An 18,932-nucleotide genomic window follows, 5' to 3' on the forward strand; every position below is an offset into this window, starting at 1 on the left:
GTGGTGCGGGACGGCCGACTCGGCGCTCAGTCCAGCACGCGAGCCCACCGACCCGAACTCTCCACCAAGCGGCCGAAACCCGGTCATGCAACCACCCGCCCATCGCGCCGCGGTGCCGGCAGCTCGTCAGCGATCAACCCCAGCAACATCTCGGTTGGCCCGCCCGCGATCCCGAACATCCCGGCAGCTGCCCGCAACGCCTGTGGACCGGCCTCGGCGAACCCGTCCGCCCCGTGCAGCTGCCCGCAGCACGCAAGCACCCGGTCGAGAGTTCGCGCGGCTGCCACCTTCAGCACCATCGCACTGGCAGGTGTCAGCTCCTCCGCCGTACGCGTACACAGCGCCTCCAGGGTGAGCTGGTCGACCAGGCACTCCGCTAGCCGCTGCCGGACCGCGTCGCTCTCCCACAGCGGGGTCCTGGACAAACGGGCGGACGCGTCGCCAACAGCCCTGCGGCACAACGCATTCGCCCACGCACCGGAGAGGAAGCGTTCGGTCGTTATGTGCCGGGCGAATCCTGCCATGCCGAATCCGACACGGCCTACGACGTGCGTACGGGGCAGCCGGACGTCGTCGAAGGTGAGGTGGCCGAGTCCGGCTCCCGCGAAGAACGGCGTCTGTACGGACTCAATGGATACGCCTTCAGCGGACGTGGGCACGAGCACCCAGGTGAAGCTCGTGAAGTGCGTGCCTTCGCGGTGCCGAGCCAGGACCAGGGCGTGGTCGGCGAAGCAGGCCGCAGTGATCCAACGCTTGCCGCCGCGCAGGACCACCTCGTCATCCGTGATGCGAGCAGAGGTCGTCATGGCGGTTAGATCGGAGCCGGCGGCGCCAGCATCGGTTGCCGCCAGCGCCACCACCGCGCGGCCGTGCAGGGTGTCCTGCCAGATCGTGCGTACGGACTCACCCGTGGCCAGCACAGGGATCACGACCGCAAGCTGAGGGCACAACGACAGCACCTCGCCAAGCGGGTGGTCGAGCTCCTCGACCAGGGAGCGAAGCCGGCCAGGATCGGGCGCTGCGCCCGGTGCCGGATACAGGCCGGCGATCACGCCGGCGGCGCCCAGCTCACACCAGAGGTCACGCCCAGCCAAGGTGCACCTCGGGGTCCAGCAGAGCCAGCCGACCGTTGGCCAACAGCAAGCGGTCGTTACTGTAGTTCAGCGACGCCGACCTGAGGTCGCGCAGGGTGCGTTCCAGGCGCAGCGGCGAATCGCGCAGGTAGCCGTCACGCAGACCAGTCAGCTCGACGAGGTCGTTCACCGCAGCGAAGCACTGCTCGGCGGCCTCGATCTTCAGCGCGTTCAACCGCAGCTGGGCCGAGGGAACGGACAGGTCGCCGCCTCCGGACACCAGCGCGATGCACTGGTGCAGGCTTGCATCGACCAGTTCCAACCGGTTGCGCACCCGGCCGAGCCGGCTCAACAGCAACTCGGAGCCGAGGTCGGCGGACTTGCGACCGGCTGGGCTGCGCAGCTTGGTCACCACGCGGGACAACGCCCCCTTCGCGGCTCCCAGCCAGCACGCCGACCAGCCGATGTGCGCGAGCGGCGCGAACACCTGAACGGTCAGCGCATGGAAGCCGCCGTGCGCGCCGACGACGTGGTGGCCAGGTACGGTTCCGGTCAGCCGCACCGGCAGGCTGTGGCTCGCACGCATGCCCATAGGGTTCCAGCTGCCGACAGTGGTCACGTCGAGGTCCGCGCGGTCGGCGTACACCAGCGACACCTGCGTCGGCGAAGTCGCGCCGGGTGCGCGCATGGTGATCAGGAACCCGTCCGCATGCTCGCCCCCGGTCACGATGGGGGCGTCCCGATCGATCACCAGCCTGTCGCCAGCGGTGTCTAGGGCCGAGTCCGACGTCAGCAGGTGACCGCCCTTGCCGCGCTCGGTAGTGACCGATGCGAGGTAGACCTCACCGCGGGCGATCCGTGGCAGCAACGACTCACGCAAGGCCGGACCTGCATGACTGACCACGGCGGCGACCTGCTGGCAGTGCATCGCGAAGATCATCGCGGCGGACATGTCCTCGCGGGCGATCCGTTCGCTCACCGCCACCAGATCGCGGAGGTCCCCGTTGCGGCCACCATGCGAGCGCGGCACCAGCAGACCCAGCAAACCGGTGCGGCGCATGGCGCCCAGCGCCGCCACCGGGAACGCGGCGGCGGCGTCGGTGGCCTGCGCATGCTCACGAGTCACTGCGGCGACCTCCTCCACGATCGCGTCGAGCAGGAGCAGCGGCTCAGCGAGCGCGGTCATGACCGCACCCCCGCGGTGAGCTGCGCGACGGCCTCCCAGAGACTGCCTGCGGTCTCGAAGGTGGCGTCGGAGAGCAGCTCGTCGGGCAACGAGACGTCGAAATTGTCCTCGATCGCGAACAGCAGCTGGATGGCCTGCATCGAGTCGAGACCCAGCTCGCGCAGCCGCGACTGCGCGGTGAGCTCGCCGTCACCGGCGAACTTCAGGAACGGGCGGAGAATGTCGGTGAACGCGGTGTCCACTGCGGTGTCCTTCCTTATGCGATAGTCGTCGGCCGACGGTGCAGGGCCAGCCGGGATTCCGAACGGAACTGGCCGTCGTCCAGGACGACCTCGGTGGGCAGGTCGTGACCGAGAAAGGCGACGAGGCTCGCGGTGAGCCCGTACGCCCCGACGTTGGGTACGGTCAGCACGTCACCCGGCGCGACGGGCGGGATCTCCGCACCACGCGCCCACACGTCGAGCGGAGTACACAGTGGGCCGGTCACCAGCGCGGGTGACCCCGGCCCGGCATCGGCGGCGTGCAGCGCGGGGGTGATCACGGGCAGCCGGCGCAAGCCGGACATGCCACCGAGGTGATTGACCCCGGACTCCAGCACCACGACGCGTTGTCCGTGCGATTCCTTGACGTCGAGCACGCGCACGAGCAGCTGTCCGCACGTGGCGGTAAGGTAGCGGCCGGACTCGAAGACGATGCGAGGACCGCCCTCCCGCCAGCCGGGGAACGAGTCGTCCAGCAGCGCGGCAAGCCCCTCGGCCAGACCGGTGAAGCGCGGCAGGTCGCCGTCACGGGCGAACGGTGCGCCGAAGCCACCGCCGAGGTTCAGGACATCGAACTCGGTGCGCAGCACCTTGCGCAGGCGCACTGCGGTATTCAACGCCTGCGCGAACTGGCCGAGCAACGCCTCGGTGTCCCCGATGTTCGTGCCCATGTACAGGTGCAGCCCTGTGACTCTCGCGTGCTCCCTGGACGCGAACAGCTCCGGCTGCGCCTCGATCCAGCCGAGGTCGGCACCGAATTGCGATGTCACCCCAGTCATCACGAGGCCCTGGCCTGGCACCGGCTGGTCGTCGTTGACCCGCAGCAAGCAGCGCGTCCCGGTACCGGTGCGGTCGAGCTGGTCGATCGCCGCCGGCGAGTCCACCGAGAACTCCCGGACTCCTGAGCCGAGCGCTTGCGCGACCTCGGCATCCCGCTTGCCAGGGCCGCCGTAGATGATCTCGTCCGGCGCCCATCCTGTGTCCAGCGCGGCGACGAGCTCACCGGTCGAGCACACCTCGGCCCGCACGCCGAGCCCGCGCAATGCCGTGAGCACGTCGGGATGGGGGTTGGCCTTCAGCGAGTAGTGCACCACCGAGGGCGTGGGCAACGCGGCGGCGAGCAGCGCGTGACTGCGCCTGATCTCGGCGAGGTCGTAGACGTACGCCGGGGTCTGCACCTGATCAGCTCGCACGGTCGCCTCCGCTCGGTGCGGGCACGAGGCGTGCGGCCAGGACCTTGCGGTCCGGCTTTCCGTGCTGGGTCAACGGCAACCGCTCCAGCACGATGCAACGCGCCGGGATCTTGAACTCCTCGATCTGGCCTTTCATCGCGGTGAGCACGGCCGCCGGAGTGAGTTCGGTGACGGCAAAGAGCGCCGCGTGTTCACGTCCGGCGGCTGGCGCCAGCAGCACCGCCTCGTCGACACCGGCCACCCGGCGGGCGGCCGCCTCGACCTCGGTCCCGCTCACCCGGAACCCTCGTTCCTTGTAGATGTCGTCCCGGCGACCGGCGAAGTACAGGTAGCCGTCCTCGTCCAGCCAGCCGTAGTCACCGGTGTGCAGCTCGGGGAACAGTCCGTCACGACGAGGGAACCGCTGCTCGGTGAGTTCCGGCCGACGCCAGTAGCCGGCCATCACGTGCGGCCCGCGGACGACGAACTCGCCGACCTCGCCGGGCGCCAGCGCGCGGCCCTCGTCGTCCAGCGCGACGACCTCGGTGCCCGGCAATGGACGCCCGCAGCTGCCGGGGCGCAGCAGGTCCCCGTCGGGCGGCATGATGGAGACCCGCTTGCACTCGGTAAGACCGAACATGAGCTGCAGCCGCGCCGACGGGACGGCGGCTCGCAGGTCCGCGATCGTCGCCTCGGACAGCGCAGCACCAGTGTTCGTGATCAGCCGCAACCGCAGCGCCTCACCCGACTTGCGCCGGACCAGCCGGATCAGCGTCTCCGTGACGGACGGCACGCTCGCCAGCACGGTGGCACGGGTGCGCTGCAGGGCTGCGAACAATCCCGCGCTCGCCTCCGCAGCGTGCCCCATGTGTACCTCGGCACCGCTGAGCGCGCCGAGGAAAACCTGGTAGAGGCCGTAGTCGAAGGACAGCGGCAACGGCGTGAATACGCGGTCGTCCGCCTGGTAGGCCAGCTCGGCCTGCACAGCGCGCGCCGCGAAGACCATCTGCTGATGCGTGCAGACCACGGCCTTCGGCATCGACGTGCTGCCGGAGGTGTAGATCAGGCAGCAGGCGTCCATCTCGGTGCCGACCGGGCCGCACACGACATCGCCGCCGGTCGCGCAGGCGTCGAAGTCCACGGCGGCGGCGCCCTCGCTCTCGGCGATCGGTGCCACGTGTGCCAGGTCCGAGGTGATGACCAACTTCGGCATGCAGTCGGTCAACACATGCCGTAGCGCGTGATCGCGCACCTGGCCGTGCACGATCGCCACGACCACGCCGACCCTGGACGCCGCGTACACCAGCGACGGGACGCTCAGGTGGGTGGACGCATGCAGAACCAGCCGATCGCCACGCACCAGCCCGCGCTCCAGCAGCCACCCGGCGAGCCTCCTGCTCTCCGCCGCCACCTGCCGGTGCGTCATGGTGGCGGCGCCGCGCACGATCGCCAGGGCAGAGCCGAACCGCTCGGCGGCGGTGTCCACGAGGTCGTGCAGGAACTGCAGTTCAGGCATGGAACACCTCACGCTCGGTGCACCGGGCGAGCAGCGCGGTGAGTGACTCGACACTGGTCAAGGTTTCGGCGGTCAGCTCAGTGCCAGGTACGACGACACCGGTCGCGCCTTCCAACCTGGCGAGCACGTCGACCAGCCGGAACGAGTTGAACTGGGGCAGGTCAGCGAGCCGGGCCGCGCCCGACACCACCTCGCGCGGCAGGCGCAGCACGTCCGCGATCGTTGCGACGACCTGGTCGCGAACCGCGCTGTCCGCAGTGGATGCGGTGGCGTTCCGCGCGTGTTCGTGGCCCAGCAGGAGTTCCTCAAGGGCGGTGAACAGCTCGACAGGTTCCGCACGCCCTGCCGCAAGCCGCTGGCCGCCGACGAAGGCCTGTTGTGCGAGTCGTCCCCAGGGATCCGCCGCTTCTGGGGCACCCGTCGCGACGGCGTGCAGCAGGTGCTGCCTGGCCAGCAGCCAAGTCTCCAGCGTCAGTCGGTCCCAGGCCTCCACCCGATCGGGCAACTCGCGGTAGGCTGCGACGTACCGGCGCACAATGCCGGGGTCGGCGGGAACGGGTTGCGGCGCGGCACTCCACAGCCGGCCCGCTTGCACCAACAGACTGGTGACTCGCTGGCCGGAGAGGATCGCGCGCAGCTTGTCCTGGCGTAGCGTCAGGATCGTCGGTCGGGCCGCGCCCCACTGGGTGTCGTTGTGGTAGGCGTCGGTCACCACAACCTCGTCAGTGCCAGCGTCCACCAGGAAGCTGTGATCCATGTGACGCTGCTGGAAGTACGGCGTCCACGGCAATGTGTACGCGTCGGCCACCACGTAGTGCGTGCGCCGGTCCGCCAGCAGTCTGTCGGTGTCGTGGTGCCGTTCGGTGACGACCAGTCCCAGCAGGGACTCCGCCTCGTACAACCGTTCGTCCACTGTAGAGGAAACTGTGGGCGGGTCTGTCCACTTCGGACTGAACCGGATCGTGGCACCGAGCCTCAGATGGGTTCCTGGACCGTGCGCCGCATCGGCGAGAACGGCCAGGTTGACCTGCAGGCAGTCCATCGCATCGGCGTAGACGCCGGAGAGAACGTCTTCAGGTATCACAGCTTGCCTCCAACCGGTTGGAGAGCGGCGGTGGCCAGTTTGATCAGATCGTCGTCCGCGTGCTCGTCGCGCAGCAGCCCGGCGAGGTGCTGCTCGTAGGCACCGAGGTCGAGGTAACCATGGCCGCTTACGCAGACCAGAATTCCGTCGCGCGCACTGAGGTGTTCGCCTCGGTCGGTCACCCCGGTCGTGGCGAGCCGGGCGGCGGCGGCCAGAGCGTGCCCGGACTCCGGCGCGGGCAACACGCCTTCGTGCTGGACGAAGGTACGCGCGGCCGTGAACGCCTCCTGCTGGCCCACCGCGGTGGCGGCGATCTGGCCGTGGTGGCGCATGGCGGAGAGCAGCTTGGCTGAGCCGTGGAAGCGCAGTCCCGCCGAGTGCGAGCCGGGAATGGTGAAGTCGCTGCCCACTGTGTACATCGCTTCGCTGGGGCCGAAGCCCGTGGCGTCGGTCCGGTCGTAGGCGTATACGCCCCTGGTGAGCTTCGGCGTGGCCGTGGATTCCGCCGCCAGCAGCAGCGGCTGGGGCCGCGCGGCGTTCGCGGCGGCGGCGAACACGGGCAACGCGACGCCGCCGAAGTTGGAACCCGCGCCGACGCAGCCCACGACCGCGTCGACATCGGCTTCCAGGTCACCAAGCTGATCGATGGCTTCGACGCCGATTACAGACTGGTGCAGGATGCTGTAGGTCTCCCCGCTGCCGATGGCGAACGCCCGGCCGTCAGCGTCCCGCGCGTACTCCACCGCCTCGCCGATGGCGAGCGCGAGGCTGTTGCCGCCACCGGCCGGCCGCGACCCGATGGCCGTCCGGCCGCTCGGGCTCGCGTGCAGCTCGGCGCCGAGCATACGCATGAGGGTGCCACGGTAGGGCTTGCGCGTGAGACTGTCGCCCACCATGAACACTGTGCAGCGCAAGGAGAACACGGCACATGCGGCGGCGAGGGCGGTACCCCACTGCCCCGCGCCGGTGCCGGTCACCAACTCACGCACACCCGCCTGCCGGTAGTAGTGCGCCTGGGCGAGAGCGGTGTTGAGCTTGTGGCTGCCGGAGACATTGCCGCCCTCGTACTTGACGTAGATCGGTACCTTCGCGCCGATCGCCTCGCCGAAGTCCTTGGCGTGCCAAAGTGGCGTGGGCCGATAGCGGCGGTACTGGTCCAGCACGGGTTCGGGGATGTCCCAGAACTCCTGGCGAGACAGGCTCTGCCTGGCCAGGTGCAGCGGCAAGTTCACCGCCACGCCGCCCGCGGTGCGGGTGGTCGGCGGCTGGTCGGCAGGCAGGTCGTAACCCAGGTGCGGCAGGGCGCTGTGCCACTGCTTCACGATCGAGCTCATCGGCAGTCTCGCAGCACCAAGTCCACGATGTCGGACACCACGCGGAACTGCTTGCCGGTGAACAGGTCGTCGGGCAGAGTGACGTCAAGCGCGTCCTCCAGCCGGATCAGCATGCCGAGGAATCCGAGCGAGCTGACCCGCAGCACGTCGCCGTTCAACGGTTCGTCGTCAGACAGCTCATCGGGGCTCATGGTGAGCCTGGACTCGGCGATGAGCATCTTCTTCACCGCGGTCGCGACCGCGGCGTCGTCGATGTCGGTGGCAGGCATTGTTTCAGTTCCTCCCCTGATGGCCGGGCTTCCCGCGCAATGCGCCGTCCGCTTTGATCACCCAGGCGCTGGTGGTGAGCGCGTCGAGTGCGACCGGCCCGCGCACGTGCAGCCGGCCGGTGCTGATGGAGATCTCCGGGCCGAGCCCCATCGTCGGACCGTCATGCAGGCGCAGTGATCCGTTGCAGACGATCGCCGCCGCGTCCACATGCGAACAGAACTGCTCGACCACCTCGCGATCGGTGGCGACCACACCCTCGGTGTGGCCGGAGCCGTTGGCACGCACGAAGTCCACGGCCTCATCAAGACCGGCGACCGGGCGGATCGCGATGGTCCGGTCCAGGAACTCCCGCCCACGGTCGTGCTCGGCGAGCGTGGTCAGGGTGACGAACTCGGTGCCTGGCACCAGGTTCGCGACGGGCAGCTTGAGGGTGCACGACTGCCGCTGGGTCGTCGCCTCTGCGATCACCGATTCGACCACTGTGGACAGCACCCTGTCGTCGCACAGCACCGTCTCCAGCGTGTTGCACGCCGTCGGCTCCGGCAGCTTGCTGTCCAGCACGATTCTGGCGGCCAGCCCGATGTCCGCGCTGGCATGCACGTAGAGGTGGTTGACCCCGCCACCGCTCGCGATGACCGGAATGGTCGAGCCGCGGCGGCAGAAGTCGATGAGGCTCGGGCCTCCGCGCGGCAGCACCACGTCAATGGCGTCCGGCCGCTTGAGCAGGGCGCGCAGCCGGCTGCGATCGTTGTCGTCGAGGATTGTCACCATCGACCCGGGCAGACCGGCCGCGCGCAGCGCGCCTGCAACGACCGACGCCAGCACACGGTTTGACGCACTGATCTCCTTGCCACCGCGCAGGATCACCGCGTTACCCAAAACCACCGGCAGCAGCGCGCCCTCGACGGTCACCGTCGGCCGCGCCTCGTAGATCATGAAGACCACGCCGAGCGGCTTGCGGATCCGGCGGGCTCGCAACGGGCCCACCTCTTCGCCCTCCTGAGGCTCCAGCAGGGCCTGGCGCACGGAGTCGATCAGCGCGAGCACCGCGTCGAACTGGGGATCGGCCAACCGGACCCGCTCGACGAGCACGTCCGACTGGCCCTGGGCGCGCATCGCGTGCAGATCGGCCTCGTTGGCCTCGCGGACGGTCTTCCACTCGCGCCGCAGTGCGGCGGCGAGCTCGTCGCAGTACCGCAGGTAGGCGGCGGATCCGATCGGTGGCGCCGCCCGCAGTGCGGCACGGACCTGTTCGAGCATCTGGTCAGTCAACGGGGCTCCTACCACATGAACTGGCCGCCGTCGACGATCAGACGCTGACCGTTGACGTACGAACCTGCTGAGTTGACTAGGAATTCGAGAGCGGCCGCGATGTCGTCGGTGTGCCCGAGCCTGCGCTGCGGGATCTCCTCGATGACGCGCTCGCGCGCGACCGGGTCGCGCAGGTGGAACCGCGTGACCAATTCCTCAGTCTCGATCATGCCGGGCACCAGGCAGTTGACCCGGATGTCCGGAGCCAGCTCAAGAGCGAGGCACTTGGTCAGCTGCATCAGTCCTGCCTTGCTGGCGCAGTAGTTCGCACCATTGACCCGCGGCCGGATACCCGTCGTGGCACCGATGTTGACGATGACCGGGTCCGACTGTGCGCGCATGTGCGGCACGAGGGCCCTGGTGAGCAGAAACGCGCCGGTCAGGTTGGTGCCGAGCACGGCGTGCCAGTCGTCGTCGGTCAGGTCGAGGAACGGCTTGTCGACGTTGAGGCCCGCGTTGTTCACCAGCACCCGCACCGGCCCGTGGTTCGCGGTCAGCGTCCGCACGGCCGCCGTCACCTCCGCGCTCGCCGACACGTCGCACGCGAGGGCCGTGAAGCCGGGGCCAAGCGCGGACCGCGCGGCCTCGGCTTCCTCCTCGTTCGCGTGGTACAGCGCGACAACGCGGTGACCGAGCTTGAGCAGCCGTTCACTGAGCGCGCGGCCGATCCCACGGGTGCCGCCGCTGACCACCGCCAGCGGGCCGGTCATCGGTACCGATCCGAAATCGGACATGGCACTTTTTGCCTCCTGAGTACGGATGAAGGGCCAGAGGTCACGGCTGCAACGGCGTGCAACCGGTGAACCGGAGAGCCTTGTTCTCGTCCTCGACGTAGTGGCCGATCCGCAGGCTGGCCGACATTGCATGATCGAGAGAAAGACCGACGAAGAAAACGACGACGTGCGACAACGAGACCTCCGCGCCCAGCCACATATGTTCCACGGGTATCGCGGCGCCTGCTGCGGCGTCCATCACGGTCTGCCTCAGGACCTCCAATGACGGCGGTAGACAGCCAAAATCGTGTGCGAAGGTGAGCCGGACTCCGTGCACGATATTTACCCCAAGGCCGAGGGAAACAGATCAACTTACTGCCAGCCGTTGTTATCCAAATAAGCACTGCTCGCCGTTGTTACCGGATGGGCGTCCGCAGCCGGAGTGAGGGTGAACGCACCCGCGATCGCGAACATCGCGACGCAGGCAAAAGCCGAGAACTTCTTGACGACGGCCGAAGTCGTCTTGAGCATGAACGTGCCCTCCAGTTTCGGAAGAATAAGTGCGCGCACCCCGGTTGTCCCGGTGAGGCGTCTTGCTGCGATGACTCGATTCTTTCCGCGTCCAGCCGGGCTTGTCGTCACTTTTCAGCTTCAGGCTGCTGTCATGGCAGGTGTGTGCCACGGGTCCGGAGTGTTGTTGGTCTGCTCCTTCCTGGTCCTTGCATCCTTGCGGGGTAGTGCCCGGCCGGGCAGTGGCAGCCGGGAGGGCGGTGAGTCGCTGCCAACAAGTGGTGAACGCTTGCGCCCAGGGCCAGGTGGCACCGATGCGCAGCCGGAGGCCCCCGTTATGTTCTTCGCGGCTCCGCAATGCGGCCGCTGGCCTCCGGGCCCGGCATGACTGTTGCCCCCTGTCGAAGGCATGACCTGGGGGGTGTCACCCGGTCCGGTGGTGTTCGTCGGAGACGCTGATGAGAGGTCCGGCCACCGTCCGGTCCGGCGCAACGCCGGACGGTTCGCGGGCGGCAGGTCTGCATAACGTGGATGCGCGAGCACGACACCCGAGCCAAGGCCGGCACCTCAACATCCGAAAGGGCACGATGTTCGAGATCCAAGACGTCGGTGTGTTCCTCGGCCTGGACGTCGGCAAGAGCACCCATCACGGCCACGGGCTCACCCCGGCCGGGAAGAAGGTGTTCGACACGCCGCTGCCCAACAGCGAGCCCCGGCTGCGGGCCGTGTTCGACAAGCTGCCGCGAAGTTCGGCACCGTGCTGGTGGTCGTGGACCAGCCCGCCTCCAGCGGCGCCCTCCCGCTGACCGTCGCCCGCGACGCGGGCTGCCAGGTGGCCTACCTGCCCGGCCTGGCCATGCGCCGGCCTCTACCCGGGCGAGGCCAAGACCGACGCGAAGGACGCCGCGGTCATCGCGGACGCCGCCCGCACCATGCCGCACACCCTGCGCTCGCTGGAGCTGACGGACGAGATCACCGCCGAACTCACGGTCCTCGTCGGCTTCGACCAGGACCTCGCCGCCGAGGCCACCCGCACCTCCAACCGGATACGCGGCCTGCTCACCCAGTTCCACCCCAGCCTCGAACGTGTCCTCGGGCCGCGTCTGGACCACCAGGCCGTGACCTGGCTGCTGGAGCGCTACGGCTCTCCGTCCGCCCTGCGCAAGGCCGGCCGCCGCGGACTCGTGGAGCTGATCCGCCCGAAAGCCCCGCGCATGGCCGCCCGGCTGATCGACGATGTCTTCGACGCGCTCGACGAGCAGACCGTCGTCGTCCCCGGCACGGGCACCCTCGACATCGTCGTCCCCTCTCTGGCCGCCTCCCTGGCCGCCGTCCACACCCAGCGCCGGGCGATGGAAGTCCAGATCAACCCCCTGCTGGAGGCCCACCCTCTTTCCCCGGTCCTGACGTCGATGCCCGGCGTCGGCGTCAGGACCGCCGCCGTCCTGCTGGTCACCGTCGGCGACGGCACCAGCTTCCCCACCGCCGCCCACCTCGCCTCCTACGCTGGCCTCGCCCCGACCACGAAGCAGTCGGGGACATCGATCCACGGCGAACACGCACCCCGAGGCGGCAACCGGCAACTCAAACGGGCCATGTTCCTGTCCGCCTTCGCCTGCATGAACGCCGACCCCGCCTCCCGCACCTACTACGACCGCCAACGAGCCCGCGGCGAAACCCACACACAGGCCCTCCTCCGCCTCGCCCGTCAACGCATCAGCGTCCTGTTCGCCATGCTCCGCGACGGCACCTTCTACGAATCCCGTACACCCAAGACGCTCGGGCTCGCCGCATGACCACGACGAGCCCGAACCACCCCAGACCCGACAGTGGTGCTTTGACGAAAGACATAGAGGCACCCCCCGGCGTGGTCGGCGAGGCGGGCGGGTGGTAGAGGCGGAAGCGCATGGTGACCAGTTCGATGTCGGACTGGCCCTTGAGGTGGTGCGGAGTCAGCAGCCGCACCCAGGCGTCGAGATCGCTCGCGAGGTTCGCGGCGAGCACCCGGCCGCGGGAACTGACTGTGGCCGAGCCGGTGATGCCCCACATGTGACGGATATTGGTAGCCGTGCTGCAGTGCCGCCAGCCGGTCTTCTTCTCGAAGGCGGTCAGTTTCTTCAGGTGCCGCCGGGTAGACCCGACGCGGCGCACGATCAGCCGCATGTCCTGCGGCCAGTTCTCACGGGTGTTCGGCCCGGCCAGCTCGGCGACGAAGTGTTCACCGCCTCCAGGTGTTCCAGCAGCCCGCGGGTGGCTCCGGCCCCGTCCGCCCGGACGGGGATCTTCGCGGCCGAGGAGCCGGGGATCTGGGCTAGGGCGTCGGTGAGCAGAGTGATGTGCTCGGCCACCGTGTTTGCTCCGGCACTCCCCGGCAGTAGGCGCATGGCCAGGGACTCGGTGGTGTTGCACTTCATCCGGCCAGGGGAAGCCGCCCGGCCGCAGACGCAGCAGACTCCACACGTGCCTGCGGACAAGGGTGCGTGCCTTCGCGATCTTTGCCAGGACTGTCTCGTCGAGCGCGGCCAGGGTGCGGCGGGCGGTGGAGTCCAAGGCCGGCGGCCCGAACAACGGCCGGTGACGCAGTCGGAGTTGTTCGGCCTCCGTCAGGTTCGCCACCTCGAGCGCGATCGCGAACGTCTGGTGCAGCAGCACGCCCGCTCGTTCCCGCCAGCCGGCCACCGCGCTGGACGGCAGCATCTTCTCCCGCGCCCCGGTGAGCCCCGTGCGGTACGCGCACCGGCGCAGCAGCACCCCACTGGCATGCCAGATCAGTCTCTTCCAGTCGACCACCACGGACAGCCGACGGTTCCACCCCGTCCTCTCACCAGATTGGCGCCTTGGCTCTTGCAACGGATTCAACGTAAAAACTCGCATCCTCGCAGCTCAGCGGCACCATCCTGCCATCGGGCGCCAGATCACCCAATTGCGCTGAATGACCACGGACAAGGAGAAAAAAGATCAAGGGACTGTTCCGTGTCGCGGGGCGCGAGATATCGTCATGGAAGCAAGCAGGTACGCATCATGAGTGATCGAGGGAGAGCTCTTGTGGAAGTGCTGACACTGTTCGGCCTGGGCTCTGATGCGGACGCGGTCTACCGCACCATGCTGCGGAATCCGCAGGCCGGAATACCGCAGGTGGCCGACCAGCTGGGTTGGCACGTCGACCAGGTCCGGCAGGCGTTGGACGAGCTGAGCAGGCTGTCACTCGTCCGCCCGTCGTGGGAGGTACCTGGGAGATATCAGGCGGTGGCGCCCCAGGTGGGGCTGGCCGTGCTGCTTTCGCGCCAGGAGGCCGAGCTGCGCGAGCGCCAGGAGCGGGTCGCCGCCAGCAAGGTCGCGCTTGAACGGGCCATCGAGGAATACGCCGAGATTCAGCGGCACCAGCAGTATGCGGGCGTGGAGCAGCTGCTCGGCATCGACGCGATCAGGGGCAGGATCGAGGCGCTCGCGCACGAGGCCCGCTCGGAAATCATGGGTTTCGCGCCGGAGGGTGCGCAGACCCCTGAGAACATGACGGCCAGCAAGCCGCTGGACGCCGAGATCATGCGTCGCGGTGTGCTGCTGCGCACGATCTACCTGGACAGCATCACCAAGGACAGTTCCTCCATGTCCTACGCCCAGTGGCTGGTCGAGCAGGGCGGTGAGATCCGCTCGATACCGGTGCTGCCGCTGCGGATGATCATCTACGACCGCAAGGTGGTAATGCTGCCGATGGACCCGGAGAACAGCACGGCCGGCGCCGTGCTGCTGCGTGGGGTCGGCGTCGTCACAGCACTGTGCGAGCTGTTCGAGCGGGTGTGGACCTCGGCCACGCCGCTGGGCGCGGCAGCCGGTTCCACCGACGACGGGTTGACCCCGCAGGAACAGGCGGTGCTCAGGCTACTGGCCCAGGGCAACACCGATGAAGCGGTGGCACGCAAGCTCGGCGTGTCGGTGCGCACCGGTCGGCGGATCGTCGCGGGTCTTGCGGCGCGACTGGGGGCGCAGAGCCGGTTCCAGGCAGGGGTCGAGGCGGCGCGGCGCGGCTGGCTCGACGCGGCACAGCAGGCTCCGCGAGCTGACAACGTCGCGCGGGCGAGCTCACACCAGGCGAACTCCCCACGCGACCCGGTCACCACGTGTTAATCAGCCCGCATCCATCAGCGCGCGGCGGTCGACCTTCCCATTGCCGGTCAACGGCAGTGCGTCCAGCACGGCGAACCCCGCGGGCACCATGTACTTCGGCAGCTTCGCCTCCAGGAACTCCCGCAGTTGCCCGACGTCGACCCCGCCGTCTCGCGCGACCAGGTACGCGCGCAGCACCGGGATGTCTTGCCCGGTCCGCGCGGCGACCAACACGGCGGTGTGCACGGCGGGGTGGGCGGTGATCGCGGACTCGATGTCGCCCAGCTCGATGCGCACGCCCTGGATCTTCACCTGGAAGTCCTTGCGCCCCACCAATTCGACGTTGCCGTCCGGCAAGAACCGGCCGAGGTCACCGGTAGCGTAGGCACGCCTGCCGGAGGGCAGCACAACGAACTGCCGCGCCGTGCGTTCGGCGTCGCGCCAGTAGCCTTGTGCGAGCCCGATGTCGCTGACCAGGTACATCTCCCCCGGCACCCAGACCGGGCATGGGCGCAGTTCCTCGTCCAGCACGTGCACTTGCTGGTTGGTGAGCGCGGTTCCGTAGGGGATGCTCGGCCAGCTCGGGTCCACCTCGCCGATCGGGTACAGAGTGGACCACACGCACGCCTCCGCTGGTCCACCGCCGGACACCACCTGGACATCGCCGATGAGCGCGCGCAGGCGGTCCGGCAGCGTGACCGGGATCCAGTCGCCGCCGATCAGCGCGAGCCGCAGCGACTGCAGCCGGTCAGGGCGGCGGGTCACCTCGGTGTAGAGCACCAGCATTTCCAGCAGCGCGGGCACCGAGTGCCAGAACGTCACGCCATGGTCGGAGACAAGCCCGGCCCAGTGCGCGGGGTCCGGCTTGGGTGACGGGTCCGGTACTACAACCGCGCCGCCTACAGAGAGCAGGCCGAATGAGTCGAACACGGAGAGGTCGAATTGCAGCCCGGACATCGCGATCACGCGGTCCTCCGGCCCGATGCCGAAGCGGCGGTTGATGTCGGCGATGGTGTTGAGCGCGCCGCGGTGGTCCACCATCACGCCCTTCGGTACCCCGGTCGAGCCGGACGTGAAGATCACGTAGGCGAGGTCGGTCGGGGCCGCGACCGGCTCCAGCACCCTATCGTCGAGCCCGTCGAAGTCGGTGTCGACTCGCAGCCGGTTCACCTGCTCCGGCCAGTTCAGCCGCTCGTCGACGACCGCTTGGGTGAGCACGTGCGTAACCTCACCGCGTTCCAGCACCACGTGCATGCGTTCAGTGGGCAGCGTCACGTCGACCGGCAGGTAGGCGGCACCCGCAGCGAGCACGCCGTGCACCGCGACGATCTGCTCCCAGCCCTTCTCCATCGCAACGGCCACCAGCTGGTTCGGCCGCACGCCCAGCTCCCGCAGCTTCCTGCCGACCTGGTTGACCCTGCTGGTGAACTCGCGATAGGAGAGCTGCCGGTGCGCGGTGATGACGGCGGGCGCGTCGGGACGCAGCCGCGCGTGCTCGGCGACCGCGGTGTGCAGCAGGCCTCCCGGCGCGGGCGCTGCCGTGTCGTTGACCTGGACCCGCCGGTCGAGCTGCCACTGCGGCAGCAGGTCGAACCGCGTGCGCGTTGCGGCGTCTTCGGGATCGCGCAGCTCGGCGAGCAGCCAGCCGAACGCCTCGAACATATCGTCCACCAGACCGGCCGGAAACGCGGTGTCGCGGAAGTGCCACTCGCAGCGGTCGCGGACGAGCCGCAGCTCCAGGTCGACGCCGTCGGGCACCAAACCGGGCTCGAACGCAACCGCGACCGGGAGATCCCCGCCCGCGGCCGGTCGCTTGCCGAGCTCCAGCTGGGCGTGCACCGAGGCGAGCCGCTCGGCGAAATCACCCTGGTCACTGAAGACGAGCGCGGTGCCGCCTGGCAGCCGGACGGAGAACCGCGGACTCCTGCTCCACGCGTGCAGCACCTCGGCGAAAGCTGCCACGGCCACCGAGTGGCTGGGCACTCCCGGCCATGCCACCGGCGCCGCGCATTCCCGCCGCCGGAGCGGCGCGTGCCGATCACCCGGCGCGAACGGCAGTCCAGGCGCGGAGGGCAGGTCAAGCACCGGTGCCTGCGTCATCAGCTAGCCCTCCCCAGCTGCGCCGACGCACCGGCGATGGCACCGAGCCACCGCTTGAGGTCCGCGACGGTGTGCACGTGCGCCAGGCCCTCGATGTCCAGCTCGACACCGGGGTCCGGGTGCAGTTCGGCGATCATGCGGAATATCGAGAGCGATACCACCCCGGCGTCGACAAGTGTGGTCGAATCCGTGAACGAGCCGGCTGCGTGCGACTCGATCAGCGCGTGAATCTGTGCGGCTGAGCTCATTGCCTGAATTCTCTTTCCAATCGGTGTGCGCTCCATTTCCTGCCGCCGAGCGTAGATCCACGCAACCGCAGCGTACTGGCAGCGGCGGTGGCAGGGAACTGTCATGGCAACAAGCGCCCGGTGCGACTCGATGCGCTGCCATCTAGCGTTGCCGACACGGGTTTCGACGAAGACAGGGGTGTGTCGCAGGTGAGCGGAGAAACCGGGTTCAAAGTGGTGCGCAACGAGTTCGGACACGTCTCCATCTGGCCGGCCGGACGTGCGCAGGCACCGGGATGGCACGACCACGGATTCAGTGGAACTCGCGAGCGCTGCCTCGAACACATCGCGGAACTCGGCGACGTGAGGAACGAGCGATGACGGCAGTTGCGACCGGGCTCGCCCGACCACCCGCGGAATGGTTCGACACGGCGCGGCCCTGGCGCCGGGACGTCGTGGTGCCCGAGCTGCTCGCGGAGGCCGCGCGGCGGCATGGTGCGCGCCCAGCTCTCGTTACGGCGCAAGGCACGGCGTACACGCATGCCGAGCTGTTCACGGCGAGCGGCCGGACGGCCGGCTTGCTGCGTGAACTCGGCGCGGGGCCCGGCAGCTTCATCGGCCTGCTGTCCGATCACCACCCAGAGGCCGTGCGCGGCATCATCGGGGCACTGCGGGCGGGAGCCGCCTACGTGCCGGTCGATCCGCGCTGGCCGACCGACCGGATGGCACGAGTGCTGAACCAGGTCGGGTGCGACCGGCTGCTCGTCGACCGGTCGAACCTAGCCCGTGCTGCGGAACTCGTTTCGCGCATCCCGACAGTGCAGCAGCTGGTGTGCCTGGACGGCCCGTCCACCGATGTGCCGGGTGCACACGTGTGGGGCACCGACGCCGCCGACGCGAGCGAGCCGCTGTCACACGCCGCCGTGGGCTGCGGACCGGAAGACCTCGCGTACGTCATCTTCACCTCCGGCTCCACCGGCCAGCCCAAGGGCGTCATGGTCCGGCACCGCACCATTGTGAACGCCTTCGAGTGGGTCAACCGCGAATTCGCGGTGACTGAGTCGGACCGTCAGCTGCTGGTGACGTCGTGGGCCTTCGACCTGTCCGTGCACGACACCCTGGGGGTGCTGAGCGCCGGTGGGTCGGTACGCATCGTGCCCGACGACGACCTCGTGAACCCCGGTGTGCTGGCCAGGATCCTGGACACCGAGGAGATAACCTGCCTGACCGCGGGCCCGGCGGCGATCTCGCTGATCCTGTCCAGTGCTGGACCCCGGGCCGACGGGCCTGTGCCGTCGCTGCGGCTGGTACTGACCGGCGGCGACTGGATTCCGGTCAGCATGCCCGGCGCGCTCCGCGAGCGCTTCCCTCGTGCTGAGGTGGTCTCCGCCGGCGGGGCAACCGAGGCGACGATCTGGTCGAACTTCTACCGGATCCGCGAGGTGGATCCCAGCTGGCCGAGCATCCCGTACGGCACACCGCTGCAGAACTCCCGCTACTACGTGCTGGACGAGAACTACGACCACCAGCCGATCGGCGAACCGGGAGACCTCTACATCGGCGGGGAGTGCCTGTCCGAGGGCTACTTCGGCGACCGCGCGCTCACTGCGGCCAAGTTCCTGCCGGATCCTCACTCCCCGCTGGCCGGCGGCCGCATGTACCACACCGGGGACCGCGCCCGCTGGCTCACGGACGGCAACCTGGAGTTCCTGGGCAGGCGGGACGACCAGGTCAAGGTGCGCGGCTATCGCATCGAGCTCGGTGACGTGCAGGCCGCGCTGGCCACCCATCCCGCGGTCAGCGCTGCCGCGGTGGTGGCCGTCGACGTGGCCGGTGAACGCGGACTGGTCGGCTACTACGCGTGCCGGGCGGACGCCGTCGTACCGGGCGAACTGCGCGCACACATCGCGAAGCTATTGCCGGAGTACATGATTCCGAGCCCGCTGATCCCTCTTCAGCACATCCCGATGACGGCCAACGGCAAGTTCGACCGCGTCGAGCTGGCCAGGCAGGCGAAGCAGGCGCTGCATGTGCACGGCCCGGAGTGCGGCCGTTTCTGCGTAGGGGAGTGA

At 68.9% G+C, this 18,932-nt stretch carries 18 protein-coding genes and 1 pseudogene; 4 read left to right on the forward strand and 15 right to left on the reverse strand.

Annotation, left to right across the window (positions count from 1 at the left end):
- Nucleotides 1-83: 83 nt before the first annotated feature.
- From HB370_RS00345 to HB370_RS00400, 12 genes are all read right to left on the reverse strand, one after another.
- Entirely contained in the window at nt 84-1,094 is a 1,011-nt protein-coding gene (locus HB370_RS00345) for an acyl-CoA dehydrogenase family protein (protein WP_051816183.1), read from the reverse strand.
- The gene (locus HB370_RS00350; RefSeq protein ID WP_030793580.1) at nt 1,081-2,259 is read right to left on the reverse strand and encodes an acyl-CoA dehydrogenase family protein; all 1,179 of its coding nucleotides are present in this window, start codon (nt 2,257-2,259) and stop codon (nt 1,081-1,083) included. Before HB370_RS00350 ends, HB370_RS00345 begins: the two co-directional genes overlap by 14 nt.
- Entirely contained in the window at nt 2,256-2,501 is a 246-nt protein-coding gene (locus HB370_RS00355; RefSeq protein ID WP_030793583.1) for a phosphopantetheine-binding protein, read from the reverse strand. Before HB370_RS00355 ends, HB370_RS00350 begins: the two co-directional genes overlap by 4 nt.
- A 14-nt stretch (nt 2,502-2,515) precedes the next feature.
- Entirely contained in the window at nt 2,516-3,712 is a 1,197-nt protein-coding gene (locus HB370_RS00360) for a decarboxylase (protein ID WP_030793586.1), read from the reverse strand.
- The gene (locus HB370_RS00365; protein WP_167512925.1) at nt 3,702-5,207 is read right to left on the reverse strand and encodes an AMP-binding protein; all 1,506 of its coding nucleotides are present in this window, start codon (nt 5,205-5,207) and stop codon (nt 3,702-3,704) included. The genes HB370_RS00360 and HB370_RS00365 overlap by 11 nt, the downstream gene beginning before the upstream one ends.
- Nucleotides 5,200-6,291 carry an acyl carrier protein gene (locus HB370_RS00370; protein WP_051816184.1) on the reverse strand — a complete coding sequence of 364 codons (1,092 nt, stop codon included), beginning with the start codon at nt 6,289-6,291 and terminating at the stop codon, nt 5,200-5,202. The genes HB370_RS00365 and HB370_RS00370 overlap by 8 nt, the downstream gene beginning before the upstream one ends.
- Nucleotides 6,288-7,625 carry a TrpB-like pyridoxal phosphate-dependent enzyme gene (locus HB370_RS00375; protein ID WP_030793595.1) on the reverse strand — a complete coding sequence of 446 codons (1,338 nt, stop codon included), beginning with the start codon at nt 7,623-7,625 and terminating at the stop codon, nt 6,288-6,290. The genes HB370_RS00370 and HB370_RS00375 overlap by 4 nt, the downstream gene beginning before the upstream one ends.
- Nucleotides 7,622-7,894, reverse strand: coding sequence for an acyl carrier protein (locus HB370_RS00380; RefSeq protein ID WP_030793599.1), 273 nt, complete (start codon nt 7,892-7,894; stop codon nt 7,622-7,624). The genes HB370_RS00375 and HB370_RS00380 overlap by 4 nt, the downstream gene beginning before the upstream one ends.
- 4 nt (nt 7,895-7,898) lie before the next feature.
- Nucleotides 7,899-9,155: a glutamate-5-semialdehyde dehydrogenase gene (locus tag HB370_RS00385; RefSeq protein WP_208974363.1), complete on the reverse strand. Its 1,257-nt coding sequence runs from the start codon at nt 9,153-9,155 to the stop codon at nt 7,899-7,901.
- Nucleotides 9,156-9,175: 20 nt separating this feature from the next.
- Nucleotides 9,176-9,916, reverse strand: coding sequence for an SDR family oxidoreductase (locus HB370_RS00390; protein WP_030793605.1), 741 nt, complete (start codon nt 9,914-9,916; stop codon nt 9,176-9,178).
- Between the two features lie 64 nt (nt 9,917-9,980).
- On the reverse strand, nt 9,981-10,178 hold the full coding sequence (locus tag HB370_RS00395; RefSeq protein WP_157855668.1) for a hypothetical protein: 198 nt from the start codon (nt 10,176-10,178) through the stop codon (nt 9,981-9,983).
- A gap of 113 nt (nt 10,179-10,291) precedes the next feature.
- Nucleotides 10,292-10,450, reverse strand: a complete 159-nt coding sequence (locus tag HB370_RS00400) for a hypothetical protein (protein WP_167345773.1) — start codon at nt 10,448-10,450, stop codon at nt 10,292-10,294.
- A gap of 566 nt (nt 10,451-11,016) precedes the next feature.
- Here HB370_RS00400 and HB370_RS00405 point away from each other — a divergent pair.
- Nucleotides 11,017-12,225, forward strand: a pseudogene (locus HB370_RS00405) (IS110 family transposase).
- Here HB370_RS00405 and HB370_RS00410 read toward each other — a convergent pair.
- Nucleotides 12,146-13,222: a hypothetical protein gene (locus HB370_RS00410; protein WP_244405303.1), complete on the reverse strand. Its 1,077-nt coding sequence runs from the start codon at nt 13,220-13,222 to the stop codon at nt 12,146-12,148. The pseudogene HB370_RS00405 and the gene HB370_RS00410 overlap by 80 nt on opposite strands.
- 252 nt (nt 13,223-13,474) lie before the next feature.
- Here HB370_RS00410 and HB370_RS00415 point away from each other — a divergent pair, with 252 nt between their 5' ends.
- Nucleotides 13,475-14,554 (forward strand): LuxR family transcriptional regulator, encoded by a 1,080-nt coding sequence (locus HB370_RS00415; protein WP_063766468.1) that lies wholly within the window; start codon nt 13,475-13,477, stop codon nt 14,552-14,554.
- Here HB370_RS00415 and HB370_RS00420 read toward each other — a convergent pair whose 3' ends face one another.
- Together HB370_RS00420 and HB370_RS00425 are read right to left on the reverse strand one after the other, a co-directional pair.
- Nucleotides 14,555-16,633 carry an amino acid adenylation domain-containing protein gene (locus HB370_RS00420; protein WP_078637809.1) on the reverse strand — a complete coding sequence of 693 codons (2,079 nt, stop codon included), beginning with the start codon at nt 16,631-16,633 and terminating at the stop codon, nt 14,555-14,557.
- Nucleotides 16,633-17,118, reverse strand: coding sequence for an acyl carrier protein (locus HB370_RS00425; RefSeq protein ID WP_167345774.1), 486 nt, complete (start codon nt 17,116-17,118; stop codon nt 16,633-16,635). Before HB370_RS00425 ends, HB370_RS00420 begins: the two co-directional genes overlap by 1 nt.
- Here HB370_RS00425 and HB370_RS00430 point away from each other — a divergent pair.
- Together HB370_RS00430 and HB370_RS00435 are read left to right on the forward strand one after the other, a co-directional pair.
- On the forward strand, nt 17,098-17,241 hold the full coding sequence (locus HB370_RS00430) for an MbtH family NRPS accessory protein (RefSeq protein WP_244405983.1): 144 nt from the start codon (nt 17,098-17,100) through the stop codon (nt 17,239-17,241). The two genes, HB370_RS00425 and HB370_RS00430, sit on opposite strands and share 21 nt — an antisense overlap.
- Nucleotides 17,238-18,932, forward strand: a complete 1,695-nt coding sequence (locus HB370_RS00435; RefSeq protein WP_030793621.1) for an amino acid adenylation domain-containing protein — start codon at nt 17,238-17,240, stop codon at nt 18,930-18,932. Before HB370_RS00430 ends, HB370_RS00435 begins: the two co-directional genes overlap by 4 nt.

This window comes from Streptomyces sp. DSM 40868, from assembly GCF_011820545.1.
Taxonomy (GTDB): domain Bacteria; phylum Actinomycetota; class Actinomycetes; order Streptomycetales; family Streptomycetaceae; genus Streptomyces; species Streptomyces eurythermus.

What these genes read in the sequence shown, in the direction of transcription:
- HB370_RS00350 (WP_030793580.1), bottom strand. Translation starts at nt 2,259, where the DNA reads ATGACCGCGCTCGCTGAGCCGCTGCTCCTGCTCGACGCGATCGTGGAG.
- HB370_RS00365 (WP_167512925.1), bottom strand. Translation starts at nt 5,207, where the DNA reads ATGCCTGAACTGCAGTTCCTGCACGACCTCGTGGACACCGCCGCCGAG.
- HB370_RS00375 (WP_030793595.1), bottom strand. Translation starts at nt 7,625, where the DNA reads ATGAGCTCGATCGTGAAGCAGTGGCACAGCGCCCTGCCGCACCTGGGT.
- HB370_RS00380 (WP_030793599.1), bottom strand. Translation starts at nt 7,894, where the DNA reads ATGCCTGCCACCGACATCGACGACGCCGCGGTCGCGACCGCGGTGAAG.
- HB370_RS00385 (WP_208974363.1), bottom strand. Translation starts at nt 9,155, where the DNA reads ATGCTCGAACAGGTCCGTGCCGCACTGCGGGCGGCGCCACCGATCGGA.
- HB370_RS00390 (WP_030793605.1), bottom strand. Translation starts at nt 9,916, where the DNA reads ATGACCGGCCCGCTGGCGGTGGTCAGCGGCGGCACCCGTGGGATCGGC.
- HB370_RS00395 (WP_157855668.1), bottom strand. Translation starts at nt 10,178, where the DNA reads ATGGACGCCGCAGCAGGCGCCGCGATACCCGTGGAACATATGTGGCTG.
- HB370_RS00400 (WP_167345773.1), bottom strand. Translation starts at nt 10,450, where the DNA reads ATGCTCAAGACGACTTCGGCCGTCGTCAAGAAGTTCTCGGCTTTTGCC.
- HB370_RS00420 (WP_078637809.1), bottom strand. Translation starts at nt 16,633, where the DNA reads ATGACGCAGGCACCGGTGCTTGACCTGCCCTCCGCGCCTGGACTGCCG.
- HB370_RS00435 (WP_030793621.1), top strand. Translation starts at nt 17,238, where the DNA reads ATGACGGCAGTTGCGACCGGGCTCGCCCGACCACCCGCGGAATGGTTC.